The 18,237-nt window shown below is 65.6% G+C and carries 18 protein-coding genes; 3 read left to right on the forward strand and 15 right to left on the reverse strand.

Going from position 1 to position 18,237, the window contains the following annotated elements; genetic code table 11:
* Positions 1-44: 44 nt before the first annotated feature.
* The 13 genes from gph to GGR17_RS14780 all read right to left on the reverse strand — a co-directional run bounded on the left by gph (position 45) and on the right by GGR17_RS14780 (position 13,138).
* Complete coding sequence (gph, locus tag GGR17_RS14720) at positions 45-719, reverse strand: phosphoglycolate phosphatase (protein WP_037208650.1); 675 nt, start codon at positions 717-719, stop codon at positions 45-47.
* Positions 716-1,273, reverse strand: coding sequence for a thioredoxin family protein (locus GGR17_RS14725; RefSeq protein WP_054539237.1), 558 nt, complete (start codon positions 1,271-1,273; stop codon positions 716-718). The genes gph and GGR17_RS14725 overlap by 4 nt, the downstream gene beginning before the upstream one ends.
* Positions 1,273-2,217 (reverse strand): MBL fold metallo-hydrolase, encoded by a 945-nt coding sequence (locus GGR17_RS14730; protein WP_054539236.1) that lies wholly within the window; start codon positions 2,215-2,217, stop codon positions 1,273-1,275. The genes GGR17_RS14725 and GGR17_RS14730 overlap by 1 nt, the downstream gene beginning before the upstream one ends.
* Positions 2,218-2,285: 68 nt before the next feature.
* Positions 2,286-2,984: a ribulose-phosphate 3-epimerase gene (rpe, locus tag GGR17_RS14735; protein WP_054539235.1), complete on the reverse strand. Its 699-nt coding sequence runs from the start codon at positions 2,982-2,984 to the stop codon at positions 2,286-2,288.
* On the reverse strand, positions 2,981-3,901 hold the full coding sequence (gene cbbX / locus GGR17_RS14740) for a CbbX protein (protein WP_037208658.1): 921 nt from the start codon (positions 3,899-3,901) through the stop codon (positions 2,981-2,983). The genes rpe and cbbX overlap by 4 nt, the downstream gene beginning before the upstream one ends.
* Before the next feature lie 147 nt (positions 3,902-4,048).
* A complete protein-coding gene (locus GGR17_RS14745) occupies positions 4,049-4,438 on the reverse strand; it encodes a ribulose bisphosphate carboxylase small subunit (protein ID WP_037208660.1) in 390 nt (129 codons plus the stop codon).
* A gap of 11 nt (positions 4,439-4,449) precedes the next feature.
* Positions 4,450-5,916, reverse strand: a complete 1,467-nt coding sequence (locus tag GGR17_RS14750) for a form I ribulose bisphosphate carboxylase large subunit (protein WP_054539234.1) — start codon at positions 5,914-5,916, stop codon at positions 4,450-4,452.
* 20 nt (positions 5,917-5,936) lie between these two features.
* Positions 5,937-7,016: a class II fructose-bisphosphate aldolase gene (gene fba / locus GGR17_RS14755; RefSeq protein ID WP_054539233.1), complete on the reverse strand. Its 1,080-nt coding sequence runs from the start codon at positions 7,014-7,016 to the stop codon at positions 5,937-5,939.
* A 12-nt stretch (positions 7,017-7,028) separates the two neighbouring features.
* Complete coding sequence (locus GGR17_RS14760; protein WP_054540413.1) at positions 7,029-8,234, reverse strand: phosphoglycerate kinase; 1,206 nt, start codon at positions 8,232-8,234, stop codon at positions 7,029-7,031.
* Positions 8,234-9,235 (reverse strand): type I glyceraldehyde-3-phosphate dehydrogenase, encoded by a 1,002-nt coding sequence (gene gap, locus GGR17_RS14765; RefSeq protein WP_054540412.1) that lies wholly within the window; start codon positions 9,233-9,235, stop codon positions 8,234-8,236. Before gap ends, GGR17_RS14760 begins: the two co-directional genes overlap by 1 nt.
* Before the next feature lie 13 nt (positions 9,236-9,248).
* Positions 9,249-11,234 carry a transketolase gene (tkt, locus tag GGR17_RS14770; RefSeq protein ID WP_054539232.1) on the reverse strand — a complete coding sequence of 662 codons (1,986 nt, stop codon included), beginning with the start codon at positions 11,232-11,234 and terminating at the stop codon, positions 9,249-9,251.
* A gap of 12 nt (positions 11,235-11,246) precedes the next feature.
* Positions 11,247-12,119 (reverse strand): phosphoribulokinase, encoded by an 873-nt coding sequence (locus GGR17_RS14775; protein ID WP_037211442.1) that lies wholly within the window; start codon positions 12,117-12,119, stop codon positions 11,247-11,249.
* An 11-nt stretch (positions 12,120-12,130) separates the two neighbouring features.
* Positions 12,131-13,138, reverse strand: a complete 1,008-nt coding sequence (locus GGR17_RS14780; RefSeq protein ID WP_054539231.1) for a class 1 fructose-bisphosphatase — start codon at positions 13,136-13,138, stop codon at positions 12,131-12,133.
* Between the two features lie 105 nt (positions 13,139-13,243).
* Here GGR17_RS14780 and cbbR point away from each other — a divergent pair, with 105 nt between their 5' ends.
* The 3 genes from cbbR (at position 13,244) to cueR (ending at position 17,065) form a co-directional block, all read left to right on the forward strand.
* Complete coding sequence (cbbR, locus tag GGR17_RS14785; protein ID WP_054539230.1) at positions 13,244-14,164, forward strand: LysR family regulator CbbR; 921 nt, start codon at positions 13,244-13,246, stop codon at positions 14,162-14,164.
* Between the two features lie 82 nt (positions 14,165-14,246).
* Positions 14,247-16,676, forward strand: a complete 2,430-nt coding sequence (locus GGR17_RS14790; protein ID WP_054539229.1) for a heavy metal translocating P-type ATPase — start codon at positions 14,247-14,249, stop codon at positions 16,674-16,676.
* Entirely contained in the window at positions 16,673-17,065 is a 393-nt protein-coding gene (cueR, locus tag GGR17_RS14795; RefSeq protein ID WP_054539228.1) for a Cu(I)-responsive transcriptional regulator, read from the forward strand. Before GGR17_RS14790 ends, cueR begins: the two co-directional genes overlap by 4 nt.
* A 109-nt stretch (positions 17,066-17,174) precedes the next feature.
* Here cueR and GGR17_RS14800 read toward each other — a convergent pair whose 3' ends face one another.
* Together GGR17_RS14800 and GGR17_RS14805 are read right to left on the reverse strand one after the other, a co-directional pair.
* Positions 17,175-17,663, reverse strand: coding sequence for a hypothetical protein (locus tag GGR17_RS14800; protein WP_054539227.1), 489 nt, complete (start codon positions 17,661-17,663; stop codon positions 17,175-17,177).
* Complete coding sequence (locus GGR17_RS14805) at positions 17,660-18,211, reverse strand: permease (protein ID WP_054539226.1); 552 nt, start codon at positions 18,209-18,211, stop codon at positions 17,660-17,662. The genes GGR17_RS14800 and GGR17_RS14805 overlap by 4 nt, the downstream gene beginning before the upstream one ends.
* Positions 18,212-18,237: the final 26 nt, after the last annotated feature.

Below are 18,237 nucleotides of genomic sequence, written 5' to 3' on the forward strand. Positions count from 1 at the left end.
AGCGCGGGGCCGGTCTCACTCCAGTATCACAAGGCGGTGGCCGATCAAGGCGCGCGCGTTTCGGCGGGCCGGGGGGCCAGACGGGCGACGATGGCGGGCAGATCGGCGAAATCGGCGAAACTCGCATCGTGATGCAGCTCTTGCACCGGCTGGCGGCGATAGCCTTCGGTGAAGAGCGCGAAGGGCAGGCCGGTGGCCGCGGCGGTTTGCGCATCGACGCCGCTGTCGCCGACATAGACGGTGCTGTCGCGCCCCAGCGCCCGTGCCGCCGCCAAAAGCGGCGCCGGATCGGGCTTGTGCACCGGCAACGTGTCGCCGCCGATCACCACGGCGAACATCGCGTCGAGACCGAAGGCGGCCAGAATGCTGCGGGTCGGCGCCTCGGGCTTGTTGGTGCAGATGCCCAGGGCGATGCCCTCTGCCGCGAACTGCTCCAGCACCGCCCGGGCATTGGGGTAGAGCGTGGTCAGCGTCGCCGGATCGGCGTTGTAGTGGCGCAGGAACAGCTCGTGCAGCGCGGAATGGCGGGCCTCGTGCAGCCCCCTGGCCGCCATCACCCGTTCGATCAGTACCGGAACACCGTTGCCGATGAAAGAGCGGACGGTCTCGGGGCTCAGCGCCTCCTCGTCGATCTCGGCCAGCATGCGGTTGACGGCGGCGTGGATGTCGGGCGCGCTGTCGATCAGCGTGCCGTCGAGATCGAAGATAACTGCCCTCATGCCGCGTCTTTCCATTTGATCGAACAGCCCATCGAGGGGATCTGCTCCGCCGGGCCCCGGCCGGTTTCGGCCACCTGCTTCATCGCCTCGTAAAGGTCGCGCCGCAGATCCGCCGGCCCCGCCGCCTTGCGCGAGGCATCGAGCCGGCCCCGGTACTGCAGGCCCAGACCGGCATCGAAGCCAAAGAAATCGGGCGTGCAGACCGCGCCATAGGCGCGCGCCACCGATTGATCGGCGTCATAGAGATAGGGGAAGGGCAGGGCCAGCTCTTCGGCCAGCTCCGTCATCCGCTCGTAACTGTCTTCGGGATAGGCCCCGGCATCGTTCGAACTGATCGCGACAACGCCGATCCCCAGCGCCTGAAGATCCTTCGCATCGCGGATGATCCTGTCGCGCACGGCGATCACATAGGGGCAGTGGTTGCAGATGAACATCACCACAGTACCCTTTTCCCCCGCCACGTCGGCGAGGCGATGCGCCCTGCCATCGGTGCCAGGCAGAAAGAAATCAGGCGCATGCCATCCGAAATCGCAGACAGGGGGCGAAACGGCCATCACTCGAACTCCATTTCCGTGAACACGACGCCGGCGTTCTTTGTGGCCAGCTCCTCGAACGTGTCGAGATGGGCATAGGGCGACTGATCGACGTAATAGGCATCGTCCAGCGCGCCGCCATTTTCCAGGTGTTCGCCGATCTTGCCGCGCAGATAGACAAGGTAGTCGTGGGTATAACGGCGCACCTGATCCATGTTGGTCGGGTGGCCGTGGCCGGGGATCACGTAAAGCGCGCCCAGCGGCTCGAACGCGGTTTCCCATGTCTCGATCCAGCAAGAGGTGCAGGTTTCGGCAAAGATCGGCGGCATACGCTCGTGAAAGGCGATGTCTCCGGCGATGACGAAGCGCTGTTCGGGCAGCCAGACCTGAATATCGCCGGGGCTGTGCGCCGGGCCCAGATGCAGCACCTCGATATGCATGTCGCCCATGTCGATGGTGTAGCTATCCTCGAAGGTGATGGTCGGGCCCTGCGCCACGGTGCCTTGCGCATTCTCACGTGCATAGCGCTTCATGCCTTCGAGCAGTTGAAAGGAGGTGTCGGCGAATTCCTCGGCCGCGTCCACATGGGCCAGAACGTCGATACCCTGCTCGACCCAATAGCTGTTGCCCAGCATCGCATGGCCCTGGCCATTCTCGTTGATCACCAGCTTGACCGGCTGATCGATCACCGCCCGGATCTCGTCATGCAGGGCCTTCGCCAGCGCGGCGTTGGCGCCGGCATTCACCACGATCACCCCGTCGCCCGTGACGATGAAGGACAGGTTGTTGTTATGGCCGGCGTTCTCATAGGTCGGCGGGGCGGTGGCGCCAATCGCCGAGAAAATGCCGGGGATCACCTCCACCGGTTTTTCATACAGCACCGACTGCGGATACTGATCGGGGATATCCTCGCTGGCCAGCGCGGGTGCGGCCAGCAGCGCCAAAAGCAACGTCTTGCGGATCATGCGTCCTCTCCTCCCAAGTGACGGGGAAGCATAGTCACATCTGAATGTGTTCGGCCAGCCCCGCGATGTCACGCGGCCCGCGCGACAGCCTCGGCCGCGGCGCGGATGGCGCGGATATTCTCGCCATAGGGCGCCGGGTTCGACACCGAGCCACCCTTGAACACGGCCGACCCGGCCACCAGAACATCCGCCCCCGCGGCGGCCATCAGCGGCGCGGTGTCGGGGGTGATGCCGCCGTCGATCTCGATATGCACGGGCCGGTCGCCGATCATCGCGCGCAGGCGCTTGACCTTGTCGATCTGGGAGTGGATGAACTTCTGCCCGCCGAAACCGGGGTTCACCGTCATCACGCAGACCAGATCCACCATATCCAGCAGATAGTCCACATCCTCGATCCCGGTGCCGGGGTTCAGCGCCAGCCCTGCCTTGCAGCCGGCGCCACGAATGGCCTGCAGCGTGCGATGGATGTGCGGCCCGGCCTCCAGATGGGCGGTGATGATATCGCTGCCCGCCTCGGCAAAGGCCTCGATATAGGGATCGACGGGCGAGATCATCAGATGCACATCCATCACCGTCTTCACATGCGGGCGGATCGCCTTGCACAGCGGCGGGCCGAAGGTCAGGTTGGGCACGAAATGCCCGTCCATCACATCGACATGCACCCAATCGCAGCCCTGCGCCTCGATGGCCTGGATCTCGGCGCCGAAATTGGCGAAATCGGCAGACAGGATCGACGGGGCGATCTTGATGGAACGGTCAAAGCTCATGCTTTCTCTCCTTCAGCTGGGCGGTCCACGTCCAGGCCCCCCCGGAACACGCGGCTCGCACGGATGTCTTCCTCGCCGATCGTGCTGAGCTGCTCGGCATCAAGCGGCCCCTTGGCGGTTTGAAACAGGCGGTTGGCCTGGCGCAGCCGCGCCCGGTCCAGCGCGTTGCGGATCGAGCGGGCATTGGCGAAATGCGGCTGTTTGCGCCGAAGGTCAATATATTCCTTCAAAGCAAGCGCCGCACCCGCGCTCAGCACGTAGTTCTGCTCTTCCAGCATCCGCTCCGAAATCCGCAGCAATTCCGCGTCACTGTAATCGGGAAACTCGATGTGATGCGCGATGCGCGACCGGAAACCGGGATTTGCGGAAAAGAACTTGTCCATCCGGTCGGCATAGCCGGCCATGATGACCACCAGATCGTCGCGGTTGTTCTCCATCACCTGCAGCAATATCTCGATTGCCTCCTGCCCGTAGTCGCGCTCGTTGTCGGGGCGGTAGAGGTAATAGGCCTCGTCGATGAACAGCACCCCGCCCATGGCCTTTTTCAGCACCTCTTTGGTCTTGGGCGCGGTATGTCCGATATATTGCCCGACCAGATCATCGCGGGTGACCGACACCAGATGCCCCTTGCGCACATAGCCCAGCCGGTGCAGCAGCCCGGCCATTTTCAGCGCCACGGTGGTCTTGCCGGTGCCGGGATTGCCGGTGAAACTCATGTGCAGGGTCGGGGTCTCATGGCTCAGCCCCATGTCGCGGCGGGCGCGGTCCACCAGCAGCAGCGCGGCGGTTTCGCGGATGCGCCGCTTGACCGGCTCCAGCCCGATCAGCTCCTCGTCCAGCTCGCGCAACACCTCGGCCACACCCGAAGCCTCGTATTCGGCGGCCAGATCGACGGTCTTCGGAACAGCGCTGTCCATCCTGATACTCCTTGCTTTCATCTTTCTGCAAATATCCCCGCCGGAGGCATTGAATCTTTTCGGGCACGCCGGAACTTTCTTGCCTCCGGCGGGGATATTTAGGGAAAGATGAAGGGCAGCCGGCCGCAGGCGCAGGCCGCCCCCTGTTCAGCGCCGCACGTCCCAGGCGTAGCTTTGCGCCCTGCCGGAGGTATCCGTGCGCTGCATGTGGATCGTCGGTTCGGTGTCCGGCCGGTTGACGATGAAAGACATCCGCACGGTTTCGAAGCCGCGTTCATCGTGGAAGGCGATCAGGCGGATGTAGGACTGGCCGTGCGCCTTGCGGCAGTCGTCCAGCTCCATCATCACGCCCTTGGCGTCGCGCAGGTCGAACATGGGGTTGCCCCACATCTCCCAGTAGGTGTTCCGGGGATGGGGGTCATCGGTATATTCGATGCCGATGGCCCAGCCCTTTTCGAGGCAATAGTCCACCTGCGCGGTGATCTGGGTGTCGTCGAGATCGGGCAGGAAAGAGAAGCAGCCCTGGGTGATACGCATGTGTTTTCTCCTTACATTGCCGGGGTTTCGGTCGGCACGAAATCCGACGTGTCGGTCGAGGTGTAGTTGAAGGTGATGTTGCCCCAGGTATCGAGCGCGGCCTCAAGCGGTTTGCACCACCTGGCGGCGGCGCGCAGGATTTCGGGGCCTTCGTTGCGGATGTCGCGGCCTTCGTTGCGGGCGAGCACCATGGATTCCAGCGCCACGCGGTTGGCGGTGGCGCCCGCCTGAATGCCCATCGGATGGCCGATGGTGCCGCCGCCGAACTGCAGCACAACGTCATCGCCGAAGAGATCCAGAAGCTGGTGCATCTGTCCGGCGTGGATGCCGCCGGAGGCGACCGGCATCACTTTCTTGATGTCGGCCCAGTCCTGTTCGAAGAACAGCCCGCGGGGCAGGTCGATCTCGTTACGGGTTTCGCGGCAGACGTTGTAATAGCCCTGCACGGTCAGCGGGTCGCCCTCGAGCTTGCCCACGGCGGTGCCGGTGTGCAGGTGATCGACGCCCGCCAGGCGCAGCCATTTGGCGATCACGCGAAAGCTGATGCCGTGGTTTTTCTGGCGGGTGTAGGTGCCGTGGCCTGCCCGGTGCATGTGCAGGATCATATCGTTGTCGCGGCACCATTTGCTGATCGACTGGATCGCGGTCCAGCCGATGATCAGGTCAACCATCACGATGACGCTGCCGAGCTGTTTGGCGAACGCGGCGCGGGCGTACATTTCTTCCATCGTGCCGGCGGTGATGTTCAGGTAGTGGCCCTTGACCTCTCCGGTTTCGGCGGTGGCCTTGTTTACGGCCTCCATGCAGTAGAGGAACCGGTCGCGCCAGTGCATGAAGGGCTGCGAGTTGATGTTCTCGTCATCCTTCATGAAGTCGAGGCCGCCTTTCAGCCCCTCATAGACCACGCGGCCGTAGTTCTTGCCCGACAGGCCCAGCTTGGGCTTGGTGGTGGCGCCCAGCAGCGGCTTGCCGAACTTGTCGAGCCTTTCACGCTCGACCACGATGCCGGTGGGCGGACCGGCGAAGGTTTTGCAATAGGCGACGGGGAAGCGCATGTCTTCCAGCCGCGCGGCCTTCAGCGGTTTGAAGCTGAACACATTGCCGATGATCGAGGCCGTGAGGTTGGCGATGGAGCCTTCCTCGAACAGGATCAGGTCATAGGCCACGTAGCAGAAATACTGGCCCGGATTGTTGGGCACCTGTTCCACCTTGTAGGCCTTGGCGCGGTACTGGTCGCAGGCGGTCAGCCGGTCCGTCCAGACCACGGTCCAGGTGGCGGTGGAGCTTTCGCCCGCCACCGCCGCGGCGGCCTCGATCGGATCCACGCCGTCCTGCGGGGTGATGCGGAACAGCGCCAGCACGTCGGTATCCTTGGGTTCATAATCGCCGTCCCAATAGCCCATCTGGGCGTATTTCAGAACGCCGGCCTTGTAGCGCTCCTTGCCCTTGATTTCCTTGGGGGTGGTTTGCTTGTTCATGACACGTCCTCCTTGAGCGGTCAGGCGGCTGCCGCGGCAGCGGTTTTCGGGTCGAGCGCGCCGGCGGTATAGCGGGCGGCCATGTCGTCCATCGGGATCACCCTGATCCTGCCGGCATGGCCGGCGGTGCCGAACCGTTCGAACCGGTCGGCGACCAGGGTTTCCATCTCTTTCATCGCGGGGATCAGGAACTTGCGCGGGTCGAATTCCTGTGGATTGCCGGTGGCGACCTTGCGGAACTGGCCGGTCATCGCCATCCGGCAGTCGGTGTCGATGTTCACCTTGCGCACGCCCATGCGGATGCCGCGCTCGATTTCCTCGACGGGCACGCCATAGGTTTGCGGCATCTCGCCGCCGTTGGCGTTGATCAGATCCTGCAACGCCTGCGGCACCGAAGACGAGCCGTGCATCACAAGATGGGTGTCTGGCAGTTTGCGGTGGATCGCCTCGATCGTCGACATCGCAAGGATGTCGCCAGTCGGCTTGCGGGTGAACTTGTAGGCGCCGTGGCTGGTGCCGCAGGCGATGGCCAGCGCATCGCATTTGGTTTTCAGCACAAAATCGACGGCCTGATCGGGATCGGTCAGAAGCTGATCGTGGGTCAGCTTGCCAACCGCGCCAGACCCGTCTTCCGCGCCCGCTTCGCCGGTTTCAAGGCTGCCCAGAACGCCCAGCTCTCCCTCGACCGATGCGCCAACCCAATGGGCGGCTTCGGTCACGCGGCGGGTGATATCGACGTTGTAATCGTAGGAGGCCGGGGTTTTCATGTCGGCCTCCAGGCTGCCGTCCATCATCACGCTGGTGAAGCCATGGCGGATGGCGGTCAGGCAGGTGGCTTCGTTATTGCCGTGGTCCTGATGCAGGCAGATGGGAATATCGGGGTACATTTCCGACAGCGCCTGCACCATGTGGCGCAGCATGATGTCGCCCGCGTAGGAGCGCGCGCCGCGGCTGGCCTGCAGGATCACCGGCGCCTCCACGGCCCTGGCCGCGTTCATGATCGCCAGCCCCTGTTCCATGTTGTTGATGTTGAAGGCGGGCACGCCATAGCCGTGCTCGGCCGCGTGATCGAGAAGTTGCCTCAGGGTTATCAATGCCATTGTTATCCTCCGTCAGGCGGCTTGATCGGCGCGGTCCAGCGCCGCGATACCGGGGAGGACACGCCCCTCCAGCCATTCCAGAAAGGCCCCACCGGCGGTGGAGACATAGGTGAAATCATCGGCCACACCGGCCGTGTTCAGCGCCGCCACGGTGTCGCCCCCGCCGGCGACGGACACGCACAGCCCGGCGCGGGTCAGCTCGGCCGCGGTTTCGGCCAGCGCCATGGTCGAATGATCGAAGGGCGGGATTTCGAAGGCGCCCAGCGGGCCGTTCCACAGGATGGTCTGCGCCCCGGCCAGCACCCCCTGAAAGTTGCGCAGCGCGGCGCTGCCCGCGTCGAGGATCATGGCGTCTTCGGGGCATTCGTTCCAGACGACGATCTTCTTGCGCGCGCCTTCCCTGAACTCTTTCGCGACAACCACGTCTTCGGGCAAAAAGATTTCGCATTTGGCAGCTTTCGCCAGCAGCAGGATTTCCTTCACCGTCTCAACCTGATCGGCCTCATGCAGGGATTTCCCCATCGGCGCGCCCTTGGCGAACAGGAAGGTGTTGGCCATGCCGCCACCCACGATCACCGCGTCCAGCTTTTGCACCAGATGTTTCAGTACCGCGATCTTGCTGGAAACTTTTGCCCCGCCGACAATCGCGACAGAGGGGCGGTTTGAGGCCTCAAGGGCGGCCGTCAACGCCTCCATCTCCTCAATCATCAACGGGCCGGCGGTGGCGGGCAAAAGCTCTGCGATGGCCGCGGTAGAGGCATGGGCGCGATGGGCACAGGAAAACGCGTCATTAACGTAGATGTCGCCAAGGGCTGCGAATTTTCGCGCCAGGCCGGGGTCGTTCATCTCTTCGCCGCGTTCGAACCGCACGTTTTCACACAGCAGCACTTCGCCGTCCTTCAGGGCGGCAGCGGCGTTTTCCGCCACTGGCCCCGCGCAGGTTTCACCAAAGGTCACCGGGCATCCAAGGGCATCTGCCAATGTGCTTTCGATTTGATGCAGGCAAAACGCCGGGTTCAACTCGCCCTTCGGGCGGCCAAGGTGGCTAAGGATGACCAGCCGCGCACCTTGGGCGAGCAGGGGTTTCATCCCTTGGGCAAAGCGGGTGATGCGGGTGGCATCGGCGACCTTGCCATCGGCCAGCGGAACATTCAGATCCGCCCGTACGACAAGCCGCTTGCCCGCCACATTGATGTCAGTGATCGGGGTAATCGCCATCAGATCAGCGCCCCCATCGCCACGGCGGTATCGGCCATGCGGTTCGAAAAGCCCCATTCGTTGTCGTACCAAGACAGGATGCGGACCATGTTGCCGTCCATCACCTTGGTCTGATCCATGTGGAAGACCGAGGAATGCGGATCGTGGTTGAAATCGATCGAAACATTGGCCTCGTCCGTAAAGCCAAGGACGCCGGTCAGTGGCCCGTTGGCGGCGGTGCGGATGGCGGCGTTCACCTCGTCCACCGTGGTCTCGCGCGCGGCCTCGAAGGTCAGATCCACCACCGACACGTTCGGGGTGGGCACCCGGATCGCGACACCGTCCAGCTTGCCGTTCAGCTCGGGCAGCACCAGGCCCACGGCCTTGGCGGCACCCGTCGAGGTGGGGATCATGCTCATCGCGGCGGCGCGGGCGCGGTAGAGATCCTTGTGCATCGTGTCCAGCGTCGGCTGATCGCCGGTATAGCTGTGGATCGTGGTCATGAACCCGCGCTTGATGCCGATGGCGTCGTTCAGCACCTTGGCCACGGGCGCCAGGCAGTTGGTGGTGCAGGAGGCGTTGGAGACCACGGTATCGGCGGCGCCGAGCGTGCCATGATTGACGCCGTAGACGATGGTCTTGTCGGCGTCCGCGCCGGGGGCCGAGATCAGCACGCGGCTCGATCCGTTCTCCAGATGCAGCGCGGCTTTTTCGCGGGCGGTGAACAGGCCGGTGCATTCCAGCGCCACGTCGATGCCGGCCCAGGGCAGCGCCTTGGGATCGCGGATCGCGGTCACCTCGATCGGGCCACGGCCCACGTCGATGGTGTTGCCGGCCACCGTGACCTCGCCGGGAAAGCGGCCATGCACGCTGTCGAAGCGCAGCAGATGGGCGTTGGTTTCCACCGGCCCCAGATCGTTGATCGCCACCACCTCGATATCGGTGCGGCCCGATTCCACGATCCCGCGCAGCACATTGCGCCCGATGCGGCCGAAACCGTTGATTGCAACTTTGATGGTCATGTCCATCCCTTCTTCAGATCAGGTTCCTGGCGGCCGCCGCGACGGCCTCGGCGGTGATGCCGAAATGTTGGTAGAGCGCGGCAATCGGGGCCGAGGCGCCGAAGCCTTGCATGCCCACGAAGGCGCTGTTGTCGCCCAGCAGCTTGTCCCAGCCCTGTTCCACCGCGGCCTCCACCCCCACGCGGGGCGCGGTGCCAAGAACGGCGGCGCGGTAGCCGGCATCCTGCGCGGCGAAAAGTTCGAAACAGGGGGCCGAGACGACGGCGGCGCGGATACCCCCGGCGGCCAGCAGATCGGCGGCCTTCATCGCGATTTCCACCTCCGATCCGGTGGCGATCAGGGTCACGTCGCGGGTGCCGTCGGCTTCGCGCAGCAGGTAGGCGCCGCGCGCCACCCTGTTTTCGCTGCTGTGCGTTGTGCGCAGGGTCGGCAGCCCCTGACGCGATAGGGCCAGCACGCTGGGGGTGCCGGCCGATGTGGCCGCAAGCGCCCAGGCTTCGGCGGTTTCGACCGCGTCGCAGGGGCGGAACAGGTTGAGGTTGGGCATGGCGCGCAGAGAGGCCAGATGCTCCACCGGTTGATGGGTAGGGCCGTCTTCGCCCAGCCCGATGCTGTCATGGGTCATGACATAGGTGACAGGCACCCCCATCAGTGCCGACAGCCGGATCGCCGGGCGGCAGTAATCGGTGAACACCAGGAACGTGCCGCCATAGGCAACGAACCCGCCGTGCAGCGCGACGCCGTTCATCGCGGCGGCCATGCCATGTTCGCGGATGCCGTAGTGGATGTAGTCGCCGCCGTAGCTGTCGCGGCTGACCGGGGTCATGCCCTTGGTGCGGGTCAGGTTCGAGCCGGTCAGGTCGGCCGAGCCACCGATCATGTTGGGCAGGGTGGCATTGACCACCTCCAGCGCCATCTCGCTGGCCTTGCGGGTGGCCAGCCTGGGCGCCTCCGCCGAAAGGCGGGCCTTGTACTCGGAGATCGCATCGCCCAGCCGCGCGGCATCGGGGGCCGCCAGCGCGCCGGTGAAGGCACCGGCGCGGGGCGAGGCCGCCAGCCGCTCCTCCCAGGCCAGCCGCACGGCGTGGCCACGCTTTGCGACGGCGCGCCAGGCGGTGGCGGCCTCTTCGGGGATCTCGAACGGCGGGCTGGTCCAGCCGAGCGCCTTGCGGGCGGCGGCGATCTCTGCCTCGCCCAGCGGGGCGCCATGGGTGGCGGATGTGCCCTGCTTGTTCGGCGCGCCGAAGCCGATGATGGTGCGGCAGGCGATCAGGCTGGGGCGCGGATCCTCGCGCGCCGCCTCGATCGCATCGGCGATCTCGACCGTGTTGTGGCCGTCGATCGACAGCACCTGCCACCCCGAGGCGGCGAAGCGTGCCTTCTGATCGGTCGAGGTGGACAGGGTGGTGGACCCGTCGATGGTGATCTTGTTGTCGTCCCACAGCACGATCAGCCGGCCCAGGCCCCAGTGGCCGGCCAAGTCGGCGGCTTCCTGGCTGATGCCTTCCATCAGGCACCCGTCGCCGGCGATGACATAGGTGAAGTGATCCACCAGATCGCCGCCGAACCGCGCATTCTGCATCCGTTCGGCCAGCGCCATGCCGACGGCGGTGGCGATGCCCTGGCCCAGCGGGCCGGTGGTGACCTCGATGCCGTCGGCATGGCCGTATTCGGGGTGGCCCGCGGTGCGCGATCCCATCTGGCGAAAGGCGCGGATCTGATCCATGCCCATATCCGCATAGCCCAGCATGTGGTTGATCGCGTAGATCAGCATCGAACCATGCCCGGCCGACAGAACAAACCGATCACGGTCGGCCCATCTGGGCGCGCTTGGGTCGATGGCCATGAAGCGGTTGAACAGCACGGCGGCGACATCGGCCATGCCCATCGGCATGCCGGGGTGGCCGGAGTTGGCGGCCTGAACCGCATCCATCGTCAGGGCGCGGATGGCATTGGCCATGATCGCCTCATGGGCGGTTGAAACACGCATCTGGTTCATCTCGGCTCCTCCTCAGGCGCGGCGGGATTCATGGACAAGGCGCTCGATCATCGGGGTGAAGATGAGCTGCATCGCCAGATCCATCTTGCCGCCCGGAATGACGATGGAATTGGCCCGGCTCATCCAGCTGTCGTGGATCATCGAGGTCAGATAGGAAAAATCGATGCCGCGCGGATTGGCGAAGCGGATCACCACCAGGCTTTCGTCGGGCGTGGGGATCCAGCGGGCGATGAACGGGTTCGAGGTATCGACCACCGGCACGCGCTGGAAATTCACATCCGTTTGGGTGAACTGCGGCGTGATGCAATGCACATAGGCATGCATCCGGCGCAGGATCACATCGGTCACCGCCTCGGTGGTGTAGCCGCGCTTTTCCTTGTCGCGGTGGATCTTCTGGATCCACTCCAGATTCACCACCGGCACCACGCCCACCTTCAGATCGGCGTGTTTGGCCAGGTTGACCTGCGCATTCACCACCGCGCCATGCAGGCCTTCGTAGAACAGCAGGTCGCTGCCATCCTCGAACGCGGCCCAGCCGGTGAACTCGCCCGGCGGCACGCCCCAGCGCGCGGCCTCGTCATCGTCATGCACATAGTGGCGGGTCTTGCCGCTGCCGCTGGCGCCATAGTCGCGGAACACCCGCTCCAGCTCCGAAAGCTCGTTGGCCTCGTAGGAGAAATGGCTGAACGTCGGGTCGCCCTCGGCATAGCGGCGATCCAGCTCGGCCTTCATCTCGGCGCGGTTGTAGCGGTGAAAGGCGTCGCCCTCGATCGACACGGCCTTGATACCCTCGCGGCGGAAGATCTGATCGAACGTATGCTTGACGGTCGAGGTGCCGGCGCCGGACGAGCCGGTGACCGAAATGATCGGATGTTTCTTGCTCATCGGTTCTTTCCTCAGACGCGGAACAGGCCGCGGGCGCCGAACAGGGCAGAGACCTCCTGTTCGGGCAGATCGAAATAGGCAGCGACACGGGCGACTTTTTCGGGCGAGCCGAACACGAACGGGGTGCGGGCATGCAGGGTTTCGGCGGTCTTGCCCATGATCCGGTCATGCCCGTCGGTGGCGCCGCCGCCGGCCTGCTCCATCACAAAGGCGATGGGGGCGCATTCATAGACCATGCGCAGGCGGCCCATCGCATAGCCTTCGCGGGCATCGCCCGGATAGAGAAACACCCCGCCACGGGTCAGGATGCGGTGGGTTTCGGCCACCAGAGACGCCACCCAGCGCATGTTGAAATTCTGCGCGCGCGGGCCTTCCTCGCCAGCGATGCAATCGTCGATATAGGCGCGTATCGGCTGCGGCCAGTGGCGATAGTTCGAGGCGTTGATCGCGAACTCGCGCGAGGTGTCGGGCACGCGCACCGCCGGGTTGATCAGCAGCCACTCGCGGCTGTCGGGGTCCAGCAGGTATTCCTGCGTGCCGTCGCCGAAGGTGACCACCAGCATCGTCTGCGGTCCATAGATGATATAGCCGCCCGCGATCTGCTCGGTCGCCGGGCGCAGCACGCTTTCATCGGCGCCGTCCTTGGCCTCGAACACCGAAAAGATGGTGCCGATCGACACGTTCACATCGATGTTCGATGATCCGTCGAGCGGGTCGATGGCCAGCGCGTAGCGGCCGGCGGGATCAAGCTCGATCACCTCGTCCTGCTCTTCGGAGGCGTACCAGCGCACCGAGGCGAGTTTCAGCCGCGCGGCAAAGGCGGCATCGGCCATGATGTCCAGCGCCTTTTGTCCGTCGCCGCCCAGATTGGTGCCGACCTCTTGCCCCAGCGCGCCGCCCAGCGGACCCCGCTGAATGGTGCGCGCCAGTTCCGCGCCGACCTCGGCCAGCGCCACGATAAGCGGCCGGAGCGCAGTGGGGACATGCTCCGATTTTCCAATCGGAATCACAGTCTGCATAATTTCCTCCCGAATCTGGCACCGGAGTGCGCAACAATCTTGCTATCCCAGACTCATTCAGATTATAGAATTTAATAAGCTGTAATTCGCATTAAGGAAAATCTAATGACCAAGCCCGAAGCGGTTACTTTCAAGCAGTTACGTGCGCTGGGGGCCGTGGCGGCCTGCGGCTCGATAACGCAGGCGGCCGAGGCGCTGGGCCTGACCCCGCCGGCGGTGCATACCCAGCTGCGCCTGCTGGAGGAGAATTTCGCCAGCAAACTGCTGCACCGCAGCGCCAGCGGCGGGGCGCAGCTCACCCGTCAGGGCCAGACCGTGCTGTCGGCCGCGCAGGTGATCGAGGCCACGCTGGCCTCCTGCGCCGGGCATGTGCGCGCCCTCAACAGCGGGATGGAAGGGCTGGTGGTGCTGGGCATCGTGTCCACCGGCAAATATTTTGCGCCGGCGCTGGTGGCGCGGCTGCAGGCGGTCTATCCGAAAATCGAGGTGCAGATGAAGGTCGGCAACCGCGACAGCGTTGTCGCATGGCTGCAGAACGGTTCCATCGACATGGCGATCATGGGCCGCCCGCCGCGCAGCCCCGCCGTGTCCTCCCTGCCGCTGGGCCCGCACCCGCACGTGCTGATCGCGCCGCCCGACCACCCGCTGGCAGGGCCGGGGATGGTCCCGCCCGACGCGCTGATGAACGAAACCTTTCTGGCGCGCGAGGAAGGTTCGGGCACGCGTATCCTGATGGTGCGGTATCTGGATCGCGTGGGGCAGGGCACGACCTACAAGATCGTCGAGATCGGCACCAACGAGACCATCAAGCAGGCGGTCATCGCGGGGCTCGGCATCGCGCTGATCTCGCGCCACACGGTCACCGAGGAGCTGCGCGCCGGGCGCCTTGTCGAACTGAACATCGAAGGGCTGCCCATCGTGCGGCAATGGTTCCTGCTGCACCGTTCGGATGTCGAGCTGAGCGCGGCCAGCCAGCGGGTGCAACGCTTCATCGCCGATCAGAACGGCGCGTTCCTTCCGGTCTGAGCGCGAATTGTCCCGTGGCGACCCTTGACCTTCCAGTAACTGGAAGCACTATCTTCGGCAGGACCTGAAAAGGAGCCCGGCCATGAGCGCCATGCAAACCACCCGTTTCCGCATCGAAGGACTGAACTGCGCCTCTTGCGTGCGCCGCGCCGAAACCGCGCTGGCCGCCGTGCCGGAGGTGGAGCAGGCATCGGTGAACCTCGCCTCGGAAACCGCCGAAGTGTCCTATACCGGCCCACTGGATACCGTGCTGGAGGCCGTGAAGAACGCGGGCTTCGGCGTGGATACGCAAGAGGCGGTATTCAATGTCAGCGGCGCCAGCTGCGCGTCCTGCGTGGGCCGCATCGAAAAGGCGGCGCTGGCCGAGCCGGGGGTTCTGGGCGCCTCAATGAACCTGGCCTCGGGGCAGCTTCGGGTGCAGATGGCGGGGGGCGATGCCGCCGCCGTTGCCGCCGCCGTTTCCGCGGCGGGCTATGAGGCCGTGCCCGAACAGGCCGGCGACGCCCCCGCCGAAGACCGGCAGGAGGCCGAGGCGCAGGCCCTGCGCCGCGATCTTCTGATCGCCGCCGGGCTGACCCTGCCGGTGGTGATCCTCGCCATGGGCGGCCACCTGTTCCCGGCGTTTCATGCCTTCATCGGACAGACCATCGGCCACACGGCCGCGAATGTGATCCAGTTCGCCCTGACCACGCTGGTCCTGGCCTGGCCCGGCCAGCGGTTCTTCCGCAAGGGCGTGCCGCTGCTGCTGCGCCGCGCGCCCGACATGAATTCGCTGGTGGTGCTGGGCACCTCGGCCGCCTGGGCCTATTCCACCCTGGCCACCTTCGCGCCCTCCGTGCTGCCCGAGGGCACGCGCAATGTCTATTTCGAGGCGGCGGCGGTGATCGTCACGCTGATCCTGCTGGGCCGGATGCTCGAGGCACGGGCCAAGGGCCGCACCGGCTCCGCCATCCGCGCGCTGATGGGGCTGCGCCCCGACACCGCGCGCGTGATCGGCGCGAACGGCCCCGAAGAGCGCCCGATAGAGGCGATCCGCGTGGGCGACCTGATCCAGTTGCGGCCCGGCGAGCGGGTGGCGACCGATGGCGAGGTGACCGAGGGGCAGTCCTTCGTTGACGAGGCGATGATCACCGGCGAGCCGCTGCCGGTTGAAAAAGGCCCCGGCGACCCGCTGACCGGTGGCACGATCAACGGGCAGGGCGCGCTGACCTTCCGCGCCACGCGCGTGGGGCGTGATACGGTGCTGGCCCGGATCATCGCGATGGTGCAACAGGCCCAGGGCGCGAAACTGCCGATCCAGGGGATGGTCGACCGGATCACCGCCTGGTTCGTGCCGGCGGTTCTGGCCGCGGCGCTGCTGACCGTTCTGGCATGGCTGGTGTTCGGCCCGCAGCCCGCGCTGGCGCTGGCGCTGGTGTCGGGCGTTTCGGTGCTGATCATCGCCTGCCCCTGCGCCATGGGCCTGGCGACGCCGACGTCGATCATGGTCGGGACCGGGCGCGCGGCGGAACTCGGCGTGCTGTTCCGGCGCGGCGACGCGCTGCAGGCGTTGCAATCCGTGCGCGTGATCGCCTTCGACAAGACAGGCACGCTGACCGAAGGCTGCCCCGCGCTGACCTCGATCACCGTGGCCGAGGGGGTCGAACGGGCGGATGTGCTGGCCCGGGTCGCCGCGGCCGAGGCGTTTTCCGAACATCCCATCGCACGGGCCATCGTGGCAGAGGCGGGGCCCGAGGCCGCCCCGCCCGCAGAAGGGTTTCAGGCGCTGCCGGGCTTCGGCCTGCGCGCGACAGTGGGCGGGGCCGCGGTGCTGGTCGGCGCCGAACGGCTGATGGCGCGGGAAGGCATCGCGCTGGGGGCGCTGTCGGCGAAGGGCGCGGAACTGGCCCGGACGGGCGCGACCCCGGTCTACGCGGCGATCGACGGGCGCGCGGCGGCGGTGATCGGCGTGTCGGACCCGGTGAAACCCTCGGCCAGGGCCGCCATCGCCGCGCTGCACGCGCGCGGGGTGAAAACCGCGATGATCACGGGCGACGCGCAGGCCACGGCCAATGCCATCGCCGCCGATCTGGGCATCGACCATGTGGTGGCCGAGGTTCTGCCCGAAGGCAAGGTCGCCGCTGTCGAAGAGCTGATGGCGCATGGCCGCCTGGCCTTCGTGGGCGATGGCATCAACGACGCGCCGGCGCTGGCCCGCGCCGACATCGGCATCGCCATCGGCACCGGAACCGATGTGGCGATCGAGGCGGCGGATGTGGTGCTGATGTCGGGCGATGTGGCGGGCGTGGTCAACGCGCTGGAAATCAGCCGCCGCACCATGGGCAACATCCGGCAGAACCTGTTCTGGGCCTTCGGCTACAACGTGCTGCTGATCCCGGTCGCGGCGGGGGTGCTGGCCATCTTCGGCGGGCCGCTGTTGTCACCGATTCTGGCGGCCGCGGCCATGGCGCTGTCTTCGGTCTTCGTGGTGTCGAACGCGCTGCGGCTGCGGTTCGTCAGGGGCGCGGCATGAATATCAGCCAGGCCGCCACCCGGGCGGGCCTTCCGGCAAAGACCATCCGCTATTACGAAGAGATCGGGCTGATCACCCCCGGCAGGGGCGCCAACGGGTATCGCGATTTTTCACAGACGGATGTGCACAATCTGCGCTTCCTTGCCCGCGCCCGGTCGCTCGGGTTCACGATCGAGGAATGCCGCGCGCTTCTGACGCTCTATGCCGACAAGGGCCGGGCCAGCGGCGATGTCAAACGCATCGCGCAGAAACATCTGGAGCAGATCGACAGCAAGATCGCGGAGCTTCGGTCGATGCGCGCCACACTGTCCGACCTGATTTCCGCCTGTGCGGGTGATCACCGCCCGGATTGCCCGATCCTGACAGGGTTGGCGGGAGAAAGCCGCTGACCCTTTCATCTTTCGGGAAATATCCCCGCCGGAGGCAAGAATGTTTCTGTCCGGACCTTGGTTTTCTTGCCTCCGGCGGGGATATTTCGGGAAAGATGAAGGCGCTTCGTCAGAACAGCAGAAGCCATGCCCCCAGCAGAATGGGAAGCGGCAGAGAGGCCGCGCTGCGGAACAACAGGAAGCGGCGGCCCATGAAGGGAAGTTCATAGGCGATCGAACGGTTCAGGTTCATCACCGACCATGATGTGACATAGGCGATCAGCGGCGCCCAGCCCGCGCCCGCCTTCAGTGCGGCCGCGCCGATCGCGAAGGCCACGAAGGGGCCGCCCGGTGTCGCGGCGCCGAACAGCGTGGCCAGCAGCACACCCGCGAGGCCCGAGTTTGCTCCGAAATAGCGATCGATCTGATCCACCGGCAGAAGTTCCGCCAGGAAGCCCGCACCGATCAAGCCTATGAAGATGCGGGGGACCATGAACAGGAAGGTGGATTTGCCGCGGGCATAGACCGCGGGCAGGCTTTCGGGTGCCTGTGTCTTCAGGCGGCGCAGCATCAAAAGCGCCAGCGCCCAGAGCAGGATGGTTCCGATCAGGATGTTCATCGTGCTGCACCGTTGATGTAGCGCCGGACGGCCCATCCGATCAGCACCGGCGCGGGCAGCGACAGGGCCACGCGCAGGGCGACGAATTCCGGCGGCAGGAAGGACAGCTCCCAGATCAGCGTGCGGTTCAGCCCCACCAGCACCCAGCCCGACACCAGCGCGACCCCCGCGCCCAGATCGGCGCCGGCGGACATCAGGCCGAGGGTCAGCGGGTAGGTCACGCTGGGCCCGCCGGGGATCACCACACCGGCGAGCGTGGCGATCATCAGCCCGCGCAGCCCGCTTTCGGGGCCGATCAGCGCCTGGATACGGCGCTGCGACATCAGCAGGGGCAGGCAGGAGGCGATGAGGATGCCAGCCAGGATTTTCGGCAGCAGCATCACGGCGAAGCCGGTTTCGATCAGAAGGATCTCCCGGAACTTGTCGCCGCCTTTCAGCCACCAAACCCCGGCGCCGCCGGCAACGGCGAGGGCGGTGATGAAGATCAGGCTGCCGTCGATGAGTTTGCGCGGCGTGCTGGAGCCGGGAGAGGGCGGATCGGGTTGCATGGCTGCGGGTTTCGCATGGGGCGAGC

Origin of the sequence: Actibacterium naphthalenivorans (assembly GCF_014196965.1) — a bacterium.
Classification (GTDB): Bacteria; Pseudomonadota; Alphaproteobacteria; order Rhodobacterales; family Rhodobacteraceae; genus Actibacterium_A; species Actibacterium_A naphthalenivorans.

Excerpts from the sequence above, each read along its gene's own strand:
- gph (WP_037208650.1), bottom strand. The coding sequence starts at position 719 with ATGAGGGCAGTTATCTTCGATCTCGACGGCACGCTGATCGACAGCGCG.
- GGR17_RS14725 (WP_054539237.1), bottom strand. The coding sequence starts at position 1,273 with ATGGCCGTTTCGCCCCCTGTCTGCGATTTCGGATGGCATGCGCCTGAT.
- GGR17_RS14730 (WP_054539236.1), bottom strand. The coding sequence starts at position 2,217 with ATGATCCGCAAGACGTTGCTTTTGGCGCTGCTGGCCGCACCCGCGCTG.
- rpe (WP_054539235.1), bottom strand. The coding sequence starts at position 2,984 with ATGAGCTTTGACCGTTCCATCAAGATCGCCCCGTCGATCCTGTCTGCC.
- cbbX (WP_037208658.1), bottom strand. The coding sequence starts at position 3,901 with ATGGACAGCGCTGTTCCGAAGACCGTCGATCTGGCCGCCGAATACGAG.
- GGR17_RS14745 (WP_037208660.1), bottom strand. The coding sequence starts at position 4,438 with ATGCGTATCACCCAGGGCTGCTTCTCTTTCCTGCCCGATCTCGACGAC.
- GGR17_RS14750 (WP_054539234.1), bottom strand. The coding sequence starts at position 5,916 with ATGAACAAGCAAACCACCCCCAAGGAAATCAAGGGCAAGGAGCGCTAC.
- fba (WP_054539233.1), bottom strand. The coding sequence starts at position 7,016 with ATGGCATTGATAACCCTGAGGCAACTTCTCGATCACGCGGCCGAGCAC.
- GGR17_RS14760 (WP_054540413.1), bottom strand. The coding sequence starts at position 8,234 with ATGGCGATTACCCCGATCACTGACATCAATGTGGCGGGCAAGCGGCTT.
- gap (WP_054540412.1), bottom strand. The coding sequence starts at position 9,235 with ATGACCATCAAAGTTGCAATCAACGGTTTCGGCCGCATCGGGCGCAAT.
- tkt (WP_054539232.1), bottom strand. The coding sequence starts at position 11,234 with ATGAACCAGATGCGTGTTTCAACCGCCCATGAGGCGATCATGGCCAAT.
- GGR17_RS14775 (WP_037211442.1), bottom strand. The coding sequence starts at position 12,119 with ATGAGCAAGAAACATCCGATCATTTCGGTCACCGGCTCGTCCGGCGCC.
- GGR17_RS14780 (WP_054539231.1), bottom strand. The coding sequence starts at position 13,138 with ATGCAGACTGTGATTCCGATTGGAAAATCGGAGCATGTCCCCACTGCG.
- cbbR (WP_054539230.1), top strand. The coding sequence starts at position 13,244 with ATGACCAAGCCCGAAGCGGTTACTTTCAAGCAGTTACGTGCGCTGGGG.
- GGR17_RS14790 (WP_054539229.1), top strand. The coding sequence starts at position 14,247 with ATGAGCGCCATGCAAACCACCCGTTTCCGCATCGAAGGACTGAACTGC.
- cueR (WP_054539228.1), top strand. The coding sequence starts at position 16,673 with ATGAATATCAGCCAGGCCGCCACCCGGGCGGGCCTTCCGGCAAAGACC.
- GGR17_RS14800 (WP_054539227.1), bottom strand. The coding sequence starts at position 17,663 with ATGAACATCCTGATCGGAACCATCCTGCTCTGGGCGCTGGCGCTTTTG.
- GGR17_RS14805 (WP_054539226.1), bottom strand. The coding sequence starts at position 18,211 with ATGCAACCCGATCCGCCCTCTCCCGGCTCCAGCACGCCGCGCAAACTC.